The organism is Microbacterium sp. NPDC091662 (assembly GCF_044756705.1).
Taxonomy (GTDB): domain Bacteria; phylum Actinomycetota; class Actinomycetes; order Actinomycetales; family Microbacteriaceae; genus Microbacterium.
Genome location: NZ_JBIVTM010000001.1, coordinates 634362 through 649437, shown reverse-complemented (window position 1 = coordinate 649437; position 15076 = coordinate 634362). Strand labels below are relative to the sequence as shown.

Sequence of the window (15076 nt, the reverse complement as noted above, 5' to 3'; positions counted from 1 at the left end):
CGGAGTTCCCCGTGGCGATCAGCCCGCGGGGAACTCGACGCGGTCCGTGCACTGTCCGGTCGCAGGCTGGAGCCCAGACTGGATGCTCGCCGAGATCTTGTCGACGATCGCCTGGAAGTCGATCTGCTCACCACGGCGGATCGTGACCTCGATCGCGGGGTCGCGACCGAACGTGACGAGTCGCTGACGATCCTCTTCCTGGTCCAGGACCAGCCAGTCGACCCCGCCGAGTGTCGTGCACACCAGGGCCGACGGCGCAGGCGGTTCGACACCGCAGCGCAGCACGACAGTGGGGTCACCCCAAGCACCCGTCGCCTGCGCATCGGTGAAGACGCGATCGAGTCCGCCGACGGACTCCGGCAGCAGGACCGAGACGTTCGCGCACGCAGGGTTGTTCGCATCCGCGGCGGGTTCGAGGTGCACGGTGGTCGAGCAGCCGGCGAGCATCGCGGCGAGGGCCACTGCACCTGCGAGGACAGCGAGGCGACGGGAACGGGGCATGCTTCCAGGCTACCTTTGACAGCATGCCCTCCCGACCCGAAGCCGATGATCCACGTCTGGGAGATGTGTCCGAGGGGCGCATCCTCCAGGCGATCCTGACGCGCACGCCCGCGGCCTCCCACACGCTCATCGGGCCGGGCGACGATGCGGCAGTGATCGCCGCCCCGTCCGGTTCCGTCGTCGCGACCACGGACACGCTCGTGCACGGCCCGGACTTCCGCCTCGCGTGGTCGAGCGGGTACGACCTCGGCTGGAAGGCCGCGGCCGTGAACCTCGCGGATGTCGCGGCGATGGGTGCGCGCCCGACGGCGCTGCTGGTCGCCTTGGCCGTGCCGCGCGACCTGCGGCTCTCGTTCGTGGAGCGTCTCGCTGACGGCTTCCGCGATGCGTGTGCGTCGCTCGCGCCCGGGTGCGCCGTGGTCGGCGGCGATCTGACGGTATCCGATGTGCTGACCGTCGCGGTGACGGCGCTGGGTGACCTGGAAGGACGTGCGGCGGTCACCAGGAACGGTGCGCGTCCCGGCGATGTCGTCGCGGTCGCGGGTGAACTCGGTCATGCCGCGCATGGACTCGCCGTGCTGTTCGGCCGATTCCGAGACGGCGACGTGCCGGTGGCGGTGGATCCCGCGAAGCTCGCCGCCGGAGAGAGCGCGGCGGTGACCGCGCAACTGCGGCCCGCGCCCCCGATCGGTCTCGGCGCGGTGGCGGCGACGGCGGGTGCGACGGCGATGATGGACGTTTCGGACGGACTCGCTCTCGACGCGAGGCGGATGGCGGCGGCCTCCGGCGTCACGATCGCGCTGGAACGGGACCTTCTCGGGCATGATCCGGAGCGCGCGATCGCCGGTGGCGAGGACCATGCCCTGCTCGCCACCTTCCCCGAGGGAGTGCTGCCGCCCGGGTTCCGTATCATCGGCGCGGTTCGCGCTCCCGGAGCGGAAGACCTGCTCTGCGATGACCTTCCGGTCGACCTCAGCGGGTGGGACCCTTACCGGGACTGGGATTCGATCGCGGGCTGATCGACCGGCTCCGAGCTCTCATCTGCTGCGGGCTCGGCCCACCAGAGAGTGGTGTCGCCGTAGGACTTCTCGCGGAACTGCTCCAGATTCGCGGCGCCGAAGTCCGGGGGCGTGGAGCGGCGCGCCCGCTCGACGACCACCACGGCGTCCGAGGACAGCAGCGGAGCGAGCGCGACGAGATCTGCGGTCATCGCGGCGTCATCGAGGTCATACGGCGGATCGGTGAACACGAGGTCGAAGGGACCGGTCGTACGCTGCAGGAATGCATGAACCGTGCTTTCGTGGACACGGCCGAGCGGGAGAGCGCCGGCCTTGGCGACGACTCCGACGTTGCGTCGGACGATGGCGGCGGCCTGGCGCCCGCGCTCGACGAACTCGACGCTCGATGCTCCTCGGCTGAGCGACTCGAGACCCAGAGCGCCCGACCCCGCGTAGAGGTCGAGAACCCTGGCTCCGGCGATCGCGCTCAGCGATTCCAATGCGCCGAACAACGACTCGCGCACCCGATCACTCGTCGGGCGTGTACCGGAGCTCGGCACCTCGAGTCGGGCTCCTCTGGCACTGCCTGCGATGATCCTCGTCACCTGTTCACGATACGACAGCACGCGTGCCGGCCGTGTCCGTCATGTTCCCTAGACTCGGAGCATGTCGCTCACGCTCGATTCCTCGCTGGAGGATGCGCTCGGTGCGGCGTCTGCCAAGACGCTCGGTCGCGCTTTCGGCATGCAGAGCGTCGGCGATCTCCTGGCGCACTATCCGCGTCGCTACGCCGACCCGGGTGAGCTCACTCCGATCCGCGACCTCCCTCTCGGTGAGACGGTGACGATCGTCGCGGAGGTGCTGTCGTCCAGCTTCCGCCGCATGCGCAACCGTCCGGGCGCGATGGTCGATGTCGTGATCGGCGACGGCATCGGCCGCATGTCCTTGACGTTCTTCGCGAAGAACGTCGGTGCTGCCGAGTGGCGATCGAAAGATCTGGCGGTAGGACGACGGGGCGTGTTCTCGGGAAAGGTCGGCGAGTTCAACGGCGTGACCCAGTTCGCGCATCCCGAGTACGAGCTGTTCGACGACGAGGATGCCGCGCGGCGGAGCGCGGACGCCCGCGCAGCGGTGCCCATTCCGATCTACCCAGCCACCTCGGCCATCCAGACCTGGCAGATCGCCCGACTCATCGGCCGGGTGCTCGACGACCTCGTCGAGACGCCGGACCCGCTGACTGCGGGTATCCGGGAACGCGAAGAGCTCCTCACCGCCGGCGACGCGCTGGAGCTCGTCCATCGTCCCCGTACCCGCAACGACATCGATCCGGCCGTGCGAACCCTGCGCATGCACGAGGCGCTCACCTTGCAGACCGCGCTGCTCCAGCAGCGTGATGCGATCCGTGCCCTCTCCGCCACGTCGCGGCCGGCGAGCGCCGACGGACTGCTCGAGCGCTTCGATGCGAGCCTTCCATACACACTCACCCCCGATCAGGAGACGGTGGGTCGGCAGATCGCCGAGGACCTCGTGGGTGCCTGGCCGATGAACCGGCTCGTGCAGGGCGAGGTCGGCTCGGGCAAGACCCTTGTCGCTCTGCGTGCGATGCTGCAGGTCGCCGAGAGCGGCGGACAGGCAGCTCTGATCGCTCCGACAGAGGTTCTGGCGGGCCAGCACCTCCGTTCGATCGCGAAGATGCTGGGTCCCGACCTCGCACCCCAGCTGATGCCGACGCTGCTGACCGGTCAGATGCCGGCGGCCGAGCGTCGCAAGGCCGCCCTGCGCGTCGCCTCCGGGCAGGCTCTGATCGTGGTCGGTACTCATGCCCTGCTGGGGGAGAAGACCACGTTCGCCGATCTCGGACTGGTCGTGGTCGACGAGCAGCACCGATTCGGCGTCGAGCAGCGCGAGGCGCTACGGGCGAAGGGGTCGAGCCCCCACGCCCTCGTGCTGACGGCGACACCGATTCCGCGAACGGTTGCGATGACGGTGTTCGGCGACCTCGACACCTCGGTCATCCGCACCATGCCGGCAGGCCGCGCGGGCATCGAGTCGTTCGTGGCGCCGCTCGCGGAGCACCCCGGGTGGTTCAACCGTGTCTGGGAGCGCGCTGCGGAAGAGATCGCTCAGGGGCGACAGGTCTTCGCCGTCTGCGCCGCGATCGACACGACCAAGAAGACGACAGAGGCGGGGGAACAGCCGTCACTCACGCCGGAGGGGGCTTCCGGGCCGCGGTGGGGTGTCGTGCAGCTCGACGAGGCCCTCGCGACCCACCCCACTCTGGGTGGTCTGCGGCGCGCGGTGCTGCACGGCCGTATGCCATCGGACGAGAAAGACGCGGTGATGCAGTCGTTCGCCCGTGGCGACATCGACCTTCTCCTCGCCACCACCGTGATCGAAGTCGGCGTCGACGTGCCTAACGCCTCCACGATGATCGTCCTCGATGCCGATCGGTTCGGTGTCTCGCAGCTGCACCAGCTCCGAGGGCGGGTCGGCCGAGGGGGCGTCCCCGGGCTCTGTCTGCTCGTCACCGAGGCCGAGGCGGGTTCGCTCGCCCGCGACCGGGTCGAGGCCGTCGCTGCGACTCTCGACGGCTTCGCCCTGGCGGAGGTCGATCTGGAGCTGCGCGGCGAGGGCGATGTGCTCGGTGCCGCGCAGGCCGGTGTGCGCTCTTCGCTGAAGCTCCTCCGTGTCGTCAAGGACGCGGGGCTCATCACCCGGGCGCGCGAGGTGGCAGAGGGCATTCTCTCTGCCGACCCGGACCTCGCCGACCACCCGGGGCTGCGCGAGGCGATCGGACGACGCGTGAGCGACGAGGATCGAGCGGCGCTCGCGAAGAACTGACGCGGAACCGGTGTGCCCTAGGCTGGAAGCATGAGCAGCCGGATCGCCGTCGTCCCGGGTTCCTTCGATCCGCCGACTCTGGGTCACCTCGATGTGATCCGGCGCGCGGCCGCCCTCTACGACGAGCTGCATGTGCTCGTCGTGCACAATCCGGGTAAAGAGGCGATGCTGCCGATCGCGCAGCGGCTCTCCCTGCTCGAGAAGTCGATCGCGGATGACGGCATGCAGGGCGACATCGTGATCGGTTCGTGGAGCATGGGGCTCCTGGTCGACTACGCCCGAGACGTGAACGCCGGCGTGCTGGTGAAAGGCATTCGTTCGCAGGTCGACGTCGCGTACGAATCTCCCATGGCGATCGTCAACAGGCATCTCGCGGGTATCGAGACCGTGTTCCTTCTCCCCGACCCTTCGCACGCGATGGTGTCGAGTTCGCTCGTGCGCCAGGTGGCTTCGCTGGGCGGCGACGTGACACCGTTCGTCCCCGCGGCGGTAGCGGCTTTCCTCGACACCGGTTCCCGCGGCATCTGAGACGGTTCCCTGAACGCGCGGTCAGAGCGACCGTGGGCGGCGGCCGGTAGCATGGAACGGTGCGCTCTCGAATGAACGGCCCTTTTGTACTCCCCGTCCGCGACATCGTCCGGCGTCCGGGAGAGATGCGCGAACATGAGTTCACCGTCGCTCTCTCCGAGGCGTGGGGCGAGGGGATCGTGTCGTACGAGGCAGGCTCCGAACTCGATCTCGATGTGCGGCTGGAGTCGGTCCACGAAGGCATCCTCGTATCCGGAACCGCTGATGCGGAGTACGCCGGTGTGTGCGGAAGATGCCTTATCGACATCACTCGGCCCGTCGAAGTCGAGTTCCAAGAGCTTTTCGCGTATCCTGGTGAGGAAGAAACTGACTTCGAGGTTCAAGACGACCACGTGGATCTTGAAACTCTCGTCAGGGATGCGGCCGTACTGGCACTTCCTTTTCAGCCGGTGTGTCAGCCGGATTGCCCGGGTCTTGACCCGAAAACGGGTGAACGACTGACCGTGAGCACCGGAACGGAGCAGGCCGCTCCCATCGATCCTCGATGGAGTGCGCTCCAGAACATCACAGACCAAGACGGCACGGAAGAATCTCGTGCCGCCGAGAAAGAAGAGAGCTAGTCATGGCTGGTAACCCCCCGAAGCGCAAGGTATCCCGTTCGAACACCCGCTCGCGCCGCGCGCAGTGGAAGGCGGCGCCCGTCGCGCTCGTCAAGACGATCGAGAACGGTCAGGTCGTCTACAGCCGTCCCCACCAGGCGAAGGTCGTCACCGACTCGCAGGGCACGGAGCTCTTCCTGGAGTACAAGGGCCGCAAGGTCGCTGACGTCTGAGTCGCGTACCGTGACGGAGGTCCCCGGGGGGACGAGGCCTCTCCCAGATAAGCTCCGCGTCGATATCGACGCGGAGCTTCTGGAGTTGGCGTTGACCCACCGCTCCTACGCGTACGAGCATGGCGGTATCCCTCACAACGAGCGGCTGGAGTTCCTCGGTGACTCCGTCCTCGGGCAGGCGGTGACCGTGATGCTCTTCACCACGCACCCCGACCTCGATGAGGGCGAGCTGGCGAAGCGTCGCGCGAGCGTCGTGTCGACCGTCGCTCTCGCGGAGGTCGCTCGAGGGATAGACCTCGGCAGCCATCTGCTGCTCGGTCGCGGGGAAGAGCAGACGGGCGGCCGAGACAAGGACTCGATCCTCGCCGACACGATGGAAGCCGTCATCGGCGCGACCTACCTCTCCGCCGGACCCGAAGCTGCCACCGAACTCGTGCTGCGTCTGACGAAGCCGTTGCTCGCCGACCCGGAGCGCTACGGTGCGGCGATGGACCCGAAGACCAGCCTGCAGGAACTCGCGGCCCGTGTCGGTGCGACGCCTCCGCGGTACTCGGTGGAGGCGAGCGGTCCCGATCACGACCGGCGCTTCCTGGCGACCGTCATCGTCGGCGACGTGAGCATGACCGGTGCGGGCAGCAGCAAGAAGACCGCCGAGATGGCGGCGGCGCTCAGCGCCTGGCGCACCCTCAGCGAGCGTGCCTGAACTTCCCGAGGTCGAGGTCGTCCGAGCGGGCCTTGCCCCTGCTGCGGTCGGATCTGTGATCACCGCCGTGAGCGTGTACGACGAGCGAGCGCTCACCCGGCACGTCGCCGGCGCCGCCGACTTCGTCGGTCGGCTCGAGGGGCGGACCTTCACCGCGGCATCCCGCCGTGGAAAGTTTCTCTGGCTTCCACTCGACGATGAGGAATCCGCGCTCATCGCGCACCTCGGTATGAGTGGACAGATGCTTCTACGTGCACCAGATGCCGGCGCTGAGCGGCATGAGCGGGTGCGCATCGGCATCGAGCACCCCGTCCACGGCGAACTCGCGATCGTGTTCGCGGACCAGCGCACCTTCGGGTCGCTCGCGGTCGACGCCCTCGTGGACGATGACGGATCGTCGATTCCGACGCAGGTCGCCCATATCGCCCGCGACCCACTGGATCCGGCGTTCGACGATCGGGTGTTCCGCGCCTCTCTGGCACGGCGGGGGAGTGCGATCAAGCGTGTGCTCCTCGACCAGGGCGTCGTGAGTGGGATCGGCAACATCTACGCGGACGAGTCTCTATGGGCTGCGCGCATCCACCCCGAGACGCCGTCCGACAGGTTGTCCGGGCAAGCGGTGCGTCGGCTGCTGAGCGAAGTGCGTCTCGTGCTCGCGAAAGCGCTGGCGGAGGGCGGCACCAGCTTCGATGCGCAGTACGTCAACGTGAACGGCCAGGCGGGGTACTTCGCCCACTCCCTCAACGCATACGGTCAACAGGGAAAGCCCTGCCCGCGATGCGGCACGCCGATCATCCGTGAGAGCTTCATGAATCGCGGGTCGCACTTCTGCCCGCGGTGCCAGCGGCTGCCGAAGTAGCGCGTCTCGGCCGGCCGGCCGGCCCCGGCACCCGTTCCTCTCGATGGCGGATGCACGGGGCGATCCTCACGCCGTCTGGAAGGAACGGTGGAGCAGCGGGCGGGTCGCCCACGTGGTGCCCCACACGACACCGATCCCGACAGCGACCACGAGTGCGATGGTCATCAGGGAGACCGGAGCCGTGATCAGCGCGATTCCCACCAACGGGAACACCAAGATTGCCGCCACCAGTGCCGACCCGACCGCCGTCACCAGCAGCGGCGACATGATCGCGCGTCGTCGTGCCCGGTCCACGGTGTCGAGCGGCACTCCGAGGTGGTGCAGGCTCCTGTGCAACTCACGCTGGTCGAGAACGTCCGAGGCCTGATTGACGCCGACCGACGCCGCGACCATCATGAACGAACCGATGAGCGTGATGATGAGCCCGGTGCGGATGTCGTCTGCGAGCGCGATGTCGGCAGCAGCAGCGTCGGACGTGCTGATCATGCTCATCATCGCGACCCCGGTGCCTGCGAAGACGGCCATGAAGCTCGCCATGGCGATACCGCCCACCTGCCGCCACGCCGCCTTGGGCGAATCCAGCACGATGCGGGCGGCCAACAGCCGCTCGGGCTGCTCGGCACGACGCAGCTGACGCGATGCTGCGACCTTGAGCACCCACGGCCCGACGAGATTCAGGACCGCGAGTGCGGCACCGAACAGCCCCGCGAGGACGATGATCGTCAGCACCACTCCGCCGACAGAGGGGAACACCTTGATGAGCGCGAATGCAATGGCGATCGCACCTGCGGCGAGCACCGCCCGAATCCAGTGCACCTTCGGCACATCGGCGCGCGTGCGTACGCCCAGCGGCGAGATGACTACGCGGCGAAGACCGATGATGGCGCTGGTCGCTGCGAGTGCGAGGACGGTCGCCACGACGATGGCGGTCTGCAGGGGAGGGAGCACGACGGCGGCAAACCCGAGTGGTTCTCCGCGGAACGGGATGAGTCCGATGAGCGGACTGATCGCGACATGCCCGATGACGCCGGCCAGGGCACCAACCGCCGCGACGAGGACAGACTCCGCGACGGTGGCGGCCGTCACCCCGGCAGGCGACACACCGAGCAGACGGAGCGTGGAGAGCCGTTCATCGCGTCGACGCGCGGAGAGCCGGGCCGCCGCGCCGCCGAGGGACATCAGCGGTACGACCAGGAGAACGAGAGCGATGGCCGCGAGCGCCTGGTACAGAGGTGCGAACTCATCGGTCCATCCCCAGAAGGACTGCGCACCCCCGATGACCGTGAGCACCAGCGTGGTCACGACGCCGAAGGCGACGACGGGCAGTGCGAGGACGCTGCCCTGTCCGGGCGCCGGGCGCAGGAGGAGTGTCAGGACGTTGCGGTTCATGCGGCCACCGCCGAGGAGACGATGCGTCCGTCGCGCACCGCGATCGTACGGGAGCAACGGGCGGCGACCTCCGGGTCGTGTGTCACGACGACGAGTGTCCGTCCTTGTCCGGTCGTCGACCACAGCAGGGCATCCATCACCTCGGAGGAGGTGGACGAATCGAGGGCGCCGGTGGGCTCGTCGGCGAACACGAGCTCGGCTCCGGTGGCCTGCGCGCGGGCGATCGCGACGCGCTGCGCCTGCCCGCCGGAGAGCTCGCCGATGCGGCGCTCCTCCATTCCGGCGAGTCCGAGGGCGGCGAGCCAGGACGCCGCGTGCTGCACGGCGTCCTGACGCCGGACGCCGTTGATCATCGACGCGAGGGCCACGTTCTCCACCGCGGTCAGCTCGGGAATCAGCAGGCCCTGCTGGAAGACGAACCCGAACCTCTCGCGGCGTAGGCGCGAGCGCGCGGACTCACCGAGGGCGGTGACTTCGATCGGCGCACCCTCCGCGGGGCGGAAGACCACGCTGCCGGAGTCGGGCGCGGTGATCCCGGCCAGGACGTGCAGGAGCGTCGTCTTCCCCGATCCGGAGGCGCCCATGATCGCGACCGCTTCGCCGCGATGAATCGCGAGGTCGACGCCGGCGAGAGCGCGCGTCGTCCCGAAGTTCTTGATGAGTGCGTGGGCTTCGATCACGGGGATGTTCATGGTTCCAGCCTCGCCGAGCGATCCCGCGCCGTCGTCGCCCCGGCGGATGATGGCGCGGACCCGACGTCATCCCGAAGAATGAGATCGGGTCCGCGCACGGCTCAGATCTTCTTCTGCCACGCTCCCGCGTACGATACGGGCACGAACCCGATCGCCTCGTTGATGCTGAGCATCGGCCGATTCTCCTCGGCGTTGAATGTCGAGACGACGGTCGCGCGGGGCATGAGCTCGCGCCAACGAAGCAGGTTCGCGCACTTCACGATCGTGCCGAGGCGGTGCCCTCGGTGGTCCTTGCTCACCAACGTGCCGTACTGATCGGTGACGCCGGTACGGTCCGCCGCGATGACCAGTTCGTTGTAGGCGACGAGCTCTCCTGTCGGCACATGCTGCACGGCCGCGACGGATACGGCCTGTCCCGCGCTCAGGATCCTCGCCTCGCGTCGGACGACGCGATCTGCATCCCAACTCTCCTCGGCGAAGTCCATGTCGCCACTGGGGGCGTCGGTAGAAAGGCGGGCGAGAACAGCGGCGAAACCGGCACGCAGCTCGGGAGGAGTCGGCATGTCCCACTCCACGAGCCGGTAGTCTGCTCCGGCGAAAGCGGTCGCTGCGGTCAGAGCTTCGCGCAGCGGTTCAGGGTCTCCGTGCAGATCGTACTCGCTGTTTCGTTCGACCTGCTCGAGCACGTAGCCGTCGCTCTCGACGAGGTCGGAGAGCGGAGTCGCCGGAACCCGCCCCCATCCGGTGCGCGGAACGAGCATGCGCTCGGCTTCCATCGGACGATGCATGCTCCAGGTCTGCAGAACGTTTCGACCATGGGTTCTGGCCTCGGCCTCTGCGCGTGCGAGAAGAGCGTTCTCGATGCCCCGCCCCCAGTGCGCGCGCGGGACGAGCAGGTCGAACTCGATGGCGTGGGCTTCCGCCTCCAGGGCGAGGTAGAGCGTGATCATGCCGACGATCTCGTCGCCGATACGGGCGACGAACCCCCGGTGGAGCGCGTCCGTCTCGTCCTGCCACCCTGGCAACATCTCCTCGGCGTCGGGTGCAAGGTCGGGGAGCCCGACCAGTTCGTCGCAGATCTGACGGTTGAGGGCGGCGCACGCGCGGAAGTCCGCGGCATTCTCGGCGTCCAGAGAGACCGGCACGATCAGCGGGGTGATCGTCGGTTCAACGATCGTCATGTGAGTTTCCTTCGTAGGCGTTCGACAAGGGGTGGGTCTGTGGTGGGCGGAGGGCCGGCTGCGGAGCGAGCAGTGACTCCGCACTGACGGCCTTCCTCCGCACCCGCCCGCAGGAGGCGGACGGATGCGGAGGAACCGCTCGAGCGCAGACGCGGGTCACGATCGATCGATCGTCAGCGCATTCCGCGTTGCATGTCATACGTCAGCAACGCGTACGATTCCGCTGCCGAACGATGACGCTGTTCACCGAGCAGGAACATGTCTGCGGGTTCGATGTGCAGGACACGACGCGGACGTCGGGGGCGCTGCGCCCTCTGGAAGAGCCAGAGGCCGATCCGGAGGGAGAGACGGTCTGCGAGCGACAGGCGACGCAGTTCGTCGGGGCGGGGGATCTGGAGGACCTCGCGGTCCTCGATATCGGGCGGGTGGATGTCGCTGCGATGCAACGTGGTATTCACGATGGTTCCTTCGAGAGGGGTGGTGATGGATGCGGAAGCACCGCACGGCGACTGCGGAGCAGTCGGGAACGGTGCGGAGGAAGCGCGGGTCGGCGGATGCCACGGAGAGTGGCCGCCGTACGCGGAGGAGTCATGATCTGCGGTGCAGACCAGCAGACGGGGCGCAGGAGAGCCGACCGGAGAGGGCCCACTACGGGCCCGGTTTCTCGGGGTACGGTTCTACGAGAGAGCGCTGATGCGGACGCCGGCGGTTACCGAGAACGCAAAGCGCGGCGCGAAGTGCGCGGGCGCGGCGAGGCCAGTGGCCTGTGCGTTGAGCTGAGTCGTAATCATCGGTAACCTCCTTTCGTGTGGCGATCCGGAGGCCACGGTAGCGAATCCGTGCGGCGGACGTCAAGCATCTGCGGTTCCGATCGGCGTGTCGCGCCGTTCCCGAGTTCTCCCGTCGCCCGCGCGGGATGAGGTTTCAGGCCCGGAATTCCGGTAGCGTAGCCGCGTGATTCTCCCCGGACGAGCGGCGCCCCCATGCATCTGAAGAGCCTGACGCTCAAGGGGTTCAAGTCGTTCGCGCAGCCGACCAGCTTCGTGTTCGAACCCGGCGTCACCTGCATCGTCGGTCCGAACGGATCGGGCAAGTCGAATGTCGTGGACGCTCTCGCCTGGGTGATGGGTGAGCAGGGTGCGAAGACCCTGCGAGGCGGCAAGATGGAAGACGTCATCTTCGCCGGTACCTCGACGCGCGGTCCGCTCGGTCGCGCCGAGGTGCAGCTCACGATCGACAATGCCGACGGTGCGCTGCCGATCGAGTACGCGGAAGTGACGATCAGCCGCACGCTGTTCCGCAACGGCTCCAGCGAGTACGCGATCAATGGTGAGGGATGCCGTCTTCTCGACGTGCAGGAACTGCTGAGCGATTCCGGACTGGGCCGTGAGATGCACGTCATCGTCGGCCAGGGACGTCTGGACACGGTTCTGCAGGCGTCCCCCGAGGACCGTCGAGGGTTCATCGAGGAAGCAGCGGGGATCCTCAAGCATCGACGCCGCAAGGAGAAGACCCTCCGCAAGCTCGACGCGATGGAGACGAACCTCACGCGCCTGAGCGATCTCGCCGGAGAGATCCGCCGACAGCTCAAGCCGCTGGGACGCCAGGCCGAGATCGCCCGCGAGGCGCAGACGATCGCCGCCGTCGTGCGCGATGCGAAGGCGCGCATCTTCGCCGACGACGTCGTGGCATTGCGCTCCGCGCTCGCAGACCACACGCGCACCGAGCAGGAACGTCACACCGAGCGCCTGGTTCTCTCGGATCAAGCCGAGACCGTGCGGGCGAGCATCGCGCGACTCGAACAGGATCAGAACTCGGTCGCCGTCGATCAGGCGCGCAGCGTGGCGTTCGGACTCGAGCAGGTCCAGGAGCGGATGCGCGGGCTCTTCACACTGGCGAATCAGCGTCTCGCCCTCCTCGGCACCGACGACGACGATGCCGCGGTCACCGCCGTCACGGTGACCCAGGCCACGATCGACGAGGCTAAGGACGAGATCGATGTGATCTCCGCCGGGCTCGGAGACGCCCAGGACGCCGCGGCATCGGCCAGCCGTGAGGTGGTGCATGCCCGTGCGGAACTCGACACGCTCGATGTCGACATCGCCGAGCAGAGCGCCCTGGTCTCGGAGTACGACATGCGTCTTTCCGCTCTGCGCGGGACCGCCGATGCCGCGGCCTCTGCCCTCGCCGCTGTGCGAGGCGCCGTGCTCCGTCAGGAGAACGCGCTCGAGGCGGCTCACGCGCGTAGGCGGGAAGCCGCCGAAGCGCTCGAGGCGATTGATGACGCGGAAGTCCCCGAGGGCACGGCCGTGGAACATGCCGCGGCATACGACAGCGCGCAGCGGGCGGCGACCGCCGCGGAATCCGAGCGGGAGACTCTGCGAGAGCGCCTGCACGCGGCAGAGCGCGAGGTCGATGCGCTCACGGCCAAGGCATCGGCGCTGAGCAGTGCCCTGGCGTTGTCCGGCGGCGCGGCAGAGATCGTCAAAGCGGGCGGAAAGGGTGTGCGCGGACTCGTCGGCGACGCGATGCAGGTGCGATCGGGCTACGAAGCGGCCATCGCCGCGGTGCTCGGTCCGCTCGCGGAGGGCGTGTTGATCGACACAGCGACCGACGCGTTCGACGCAGCGACGGCTGCCGCGGAACAGCGCAGGGGAGTGGTGGACTTCGTCATCGCCGACGCTGCCAGGCCTGATGCCCTCCCGCCGGTGATCGCCGGGGTGACGCCGGCTGTCGACACCGTGACGGCCCCTGACGGGATCCTCGGTGTTCTGTCGCACGTCCTGATCGCCGACGACCTGGAGTCGGCGCGAGCCGCGCGGACAGCGCTCGATGTGACCGGTGATACGCACACAACGATCGTTACCGTGGGCGGCGACGTGATCACGGCCCAGACCCTGCGCACGGGTTCGGGCGGAGAGAGATCGCGCCTGGAGCTCGCTGCCGAAAGGGACGCCGCCGCCGAACGGCTCGCAGAGATCGAGATCGTGGTCGACTCGCTTCGTGAAGCCCGCCACGACGCCGAGGAGACGGTCGAGACCACACGGCGTCAGGCGAAGGAGGCGTTGCGCGCGCTCCGCGAGCACGATGCTGCTCTCGCCACGCACGCAGAGCAGGTCAACCGCGTCACCGTACGTCATGAGGCCGCCGTCGCCGAGTGCGAGCGTCTCGAGACGGGATTGGCCCAGGCGCAGTCTGCGGTAGCCGAGGCCGAGGCCAAGGCTGAGGCAGCGAAGACGGCGCTGGACGAAGCCGTCGCCGCGCCGAGACCCGTGCTCGATGCGTCTGCACGTGACGGGCTGCTCGAGTCCCTCGAACTCGCTCGCGAGGGCGAGGTGCGGGCGAGGCTCGAGATCGAGACGCTGCGCGAGCGTGTGCGTGCGGCGCAGTCCCGGGTCGTGAGCCTGGAGCGTCAACGCGAGCACGAGCGGGACGCCGCCGCGGAGGCGGCACGGCGAGCAGTCATCCGTCGCGCCCAGCGCGAAGCGGCGTCAGGGGTCGCCGAGGAGCTCCCGCGCATCCTCGACTCGCTGGACCGTTCGGTCACGGAGGCGCGTCTCGCCCTCGGTGAGGCCGAGACTGCACGATCGGCGCAGAATCAGGAACTCGTCGGCCTTCGCGCCCAGGAGAGCTCCCTGCGCGAGCGCCTCGCCGGTCTCACCGAGAGCGTCCACGGGCTCGAACTGCAGATACACGAGAAGAAGCTGCACCTGAACAGCCTGCTCGAACGGGTCTCCTCCGAACTCGCTCTCGACGAAGATATTCTCGTTGCGGAATATGGGCCGGATCAGCTTGTTCCACGCGATCCGGGCGTGCTGTCTGCCGAAGACGCCCATGACGACGACACGGCGATACCCTTCGACCGCCGAATCCAGCAACGGCGTCTGGCAGAGGCGGAGCGCAAGCTCGCGCAGCTCGGTCGGGTCAACCCGTTGGCGCTCGAGGAGTTCGCGGCCCTGGAGCAGCGGCACGCCTTCCTCACCGAGCAGTTGACCGACCTCACCCAGACGCGACAGGACCTCCTGACGATCATCACCGACCTCGATGAACGGATGCAGACGATCTTCGCGAGCGCTTTCGAGGACACGAGAGAGGCGTTCGGCCAGGTCTTCCCGCTGCTGTTCCCCGGTGGAACCGGCAGCATCTCTCTCACGGACCCCGACAACATGCTGACGACCGGCATCGAGGTGTCGGTCCGACCGGTGGGGAAGAAGATCGAGCGCCTGTCGCTGCTTTCCGGCGGGGAACGATCGTTGGCGGCGGTGGCGCTGCTCGTCGCGATCTTCAAGGCGCGCCCGAGCCCGTTCTACATCCTGGATGAGGTCGAGGCTGCCCTGGACGATGCCAACCTCGGTCGATTGCTGACCGTTTTCGAACAGTTGAGAGAGAGTTCGCAGCTGTTGGTGATCACGCACCAGAAGCGCACGATGGAGATCGCCGATGCGCTCTACGGCGTCTCGATGCGTCAGGACGGTGTCTCCGCTGTCGTGGGGCAGCGTGTCGGCGACCGGGCGGCAGCTGCCGTCTAGCGGGACGGACCGCCTCGTTCGCG

The 15076-nt window shown here is 68.0% G+C and carries 14 protein-coding genes; 8 read left to right on the top strand and 6 right to left on the bottom strand.

Annotation, left to right across the window (positions count from 1 at the left end; translation table 11 throughout):
- Nucleotides 1–18: 18 nt before the first annotated feature.
- Nucleotides 19–501, bottom strand: coding sequence for a DUF3515 domain-containing protein (locus ACIQLD_RS03205; protein ID WP_402604901.1), 483 nt, complete (start codon nucleotides 499–501; stop codon nucleotides 19–21).
- 23 nt (nucleotides 502–524) lie between these two features.
- On the opposite strand from ACIQLD_RS03205, the gene thiL reads away from it, so the two are divergent.
- Nucleotides 525–1520, top strand: coding sequence for a thiamine-phosphate kinase (gene thiL, locus ACIQLD_RS03200; RefSeq protein WP_402604899.1), 996 nt, complete (start codon nucleotides 525–527; stop codon nucleotides 1518–1520).
- Here the strand turns inward: thiL and rsmD are convergent.
- Entirely contained in the window at nucleotides 1490–2104 is a 615-nt protein-coding gene (gene rsmD, locus ACIQLD_RS03195; protein WP_402604896.1) for a 16S rRNA (guanine(966)-N(2))-methyltransferase RsmD, read from the bottom strand. The two genes, thiL and rsmD, sit on opposite strands and share 31 nt — an antisense overlap.
- 61 nt (nucleotides 2105–2165) lie before the next feature.
- Here rsmD and ACIQLD_RS03190 point away from each other — a divergent pair, with 61 nt between their 5' ends.
- The 6 genes from ACIQLD_RS03190 (at nucleotide 2166) to mutM (ending at nucleotide 7262) form a co-directional block, all read left to right on the top strand.
- A complete protein-coding gene (locus ACIQLD_RS03190; protein WP_402604893.1) occupies nucleotides 2166–4340 on the top strand; it encodes an ATP-dependent DNA helicase RecG in 2175 nt (724 codons plus the stop codon).
- A gap of 30 nt (nucleotides 4341–4370) precedes the next feature.
- A complete protein-coding gene (gene coaD, locus ACIQLD_RS03185; RefSeq protein ID WP_402604891.1) occupies nucleotides 4371–4868 on the top strand; it encodes a pantetheine-phosphate adenylyltransferase in 498 nt (165 codons plus the stop codon).
- Between the two features lie 71 nt (nucleotides 4869–4939).
- Entirely contained in the window at nucleotides 4940–5488 is a 549-nt protein-coding gene (locus ACIQLD_RS03180; protein ID WP_402608480.1) for a YceD family protein, read from the top strand.
- 2 nt (nucleotides 5489–5490) lie between these two features.
- Complete coding sequence (gene rpmF / locus ACIQLD_RS03175) at nucleotides 5491–5700, top strand: 50S ribosomal protein L32 (RefSeq protein WP_017830754.1); 210 nt, start codon at nucleotides 5491–5493, stop codon at nucleotides 5698–5700.
- Nucleotides 5701–5710: 10 nt separating this feature from the next.
- Nucleotides 5711–6403, top strand: coding sequence for a ribonuclease III (gene rnc / locus ACIQLD_RS03170; RefSeq protein WP_402604889.1), 693 nt, complete (start codon nucleotides 5711–5713; stop codon nucleotides 6401–6403).
- A complete protein-coding gene (gene mutM, locus ACIQLD_RS03165) occupies nucleotides 6396–7262 on the top strand; it encodes a bifunctional DNA-formamidopyrimidine glycosylase/DNA-(apurinic or apyrimidinic site) lyase (RefSeq protein WP_402604886.1) in 867 nt (288 codons plus the stop codon). Before rnc ends, mutM begins: the two co-directional genes overlap by 8 nt.
- Nucleotides 7263–7328: 66 nt before the next feature.
- On the opposite strand, the gene ACIQLD_RS03160 is transcribed toward mutM, so the two are convergent.
- The 4 genes from ACIQLD_RS03160 to ACIQLD_RS03145 form a co-directional block, all read right to left on the bottom strand.
- The gene (locus ACIQLD_RS03160; RefSeq protein WP_402604882.1) at nucleotides 7329–8651 is read right to left on the bottom strand and encodes a permease; all 1323 of its coding nucleotides are present in this window, start codon (nucleotides 8649–8651) and stop codon (nucleotides 7329–7331) included.
- Nucleotides 8648–9343 carry an ABC transporter ATP-binding protein gene (locus ACIQLD_RS03155; protein ID WP_402604880.1) on the bottom strand — a complete coding sequence of 232 codons (696 nt, stop codon included), beginning with the start codon at nucleotides 9341–9343 and terminating at the stop codon, nucleotides 8648–8650. Before ACIQLD_RS03155 ends, ACIQLD_RS03160 begins: the two co-directional genes overlap by 4 nt.
- A gap of 101 nt (nucleotides 9344–9444) precedes the next feature.
- Complete coding sequence (locus tag ACIQLD_RS03150; protein WP_402604877.1) at nucleotides 9445–10524, bottom strand: GNAT family N-acetyltransferase; 1080 nt, start codon at nucleotides 10522–10524, stop codon at nucleotides 9445–9447.
- A 173-nt stretch (nucleotides 10525–10697) separates the two neighbouring features.
- Complete coding sequence (locus ACIQLD_RS03145) at nucleotides 10698–10982, bottom strand: hypothetical protein (protein WP_402604875.1); 285 nt, start codon at nucleotides 10980–10982, stop codon at nucleotides 10698–10700.
- A 525-nt stretch (nucleotides 10983–11507) separates the two neighbouring features.
- Here ACIQLD_RS03145 and smc point away from each other — a divergent pair.
- Nucleotides 11508–15053 carry a chromosome segregation protein SMC gene (smc, locus tag ACIQLD_RS03140; RefSeq protein WP_402604872.1) on the top strand — a complete coding sequence of 1182 codons (3546 nt, stop codon included), beginning with the start codon at nucleotides 11508–11510 and terminating at the stop codon, nucleotides 15051–15053.
- Nucleotides 15054–15076: the final 23 nt, after the last annotated feature.

Bases quoted from the DNA above. Each gene is read 5' to 3' on its own strand.
- ACIQLD_RS03205 (WP_402604901.1), bottom strand. From the start codon at position 501: ATGCCCCGTTCCCGTCGCCTCGCTGTCCTCGCAGGTGCAGTGGCCCTC.
- thiL (WP_402604899.1), top strand. From the start codon at position 525: ATGCCCTCCCGACCCGAAGCCGATGATCCACGTCTGGGAGATGTGTCC.
- ACIQLD_RS03190 (WP_402604893.1), top strand. From the start codon at position 2,166: ATGTCGCTCACGCTCGATTCCTCGCTGGAGGATGCGCTCGGTGCGGCG.
- coaD (WP_402604891.1), top strand. From the start codon at position 4,371: ATGAGCAGCCGGATCGCCGTCGTCCCGGGTTCCTTCGATCCGCCGACT.
- ACIQLD_RS03180 (WP_402608480.1), top strand. From the start codon at position 4,940: ATGAACGGCCCTTTTGTACTCCCCGTCCGCGACATCGTCCGGCGTCCG.
- rpmF (WP_017830754.1), top strand. From the start codon at position 5,491: ATGGCTGGTAACCCCCCGAAGCGCAAGGTATCCCGTTCGAACACCCGC.
- ACIQLD_RS03160 (WP_402604882.1), bottom strand. From the start codon at position 8,651: ATGAACCGCAACGTCCTGACACTCCTCCTGCGCCCGGCGCCCGGACAG.
- ACIQLD_RS03155 (WP_402604880.1), bottom strand. From the start codon at position 9,343: ATGAACATCCCCGTGATCGAAGCCCACGCACTCATCAAGAACTTCGGG.
- ACIQLD_RS03150 (WP_402604877.1), bottom strand. From the start codon at position 10,524: ATGACGATCGTTGAACCGACGATCACCCCGCTGATCGTGCCGGTCTCT.
- smc (WP_402604872.1), top strand. From the start codon at position 11,508: ATGCATCTGAAGAGCCTGACGCTCAAGGGGTTCAAGTCGTTCGCGCAG.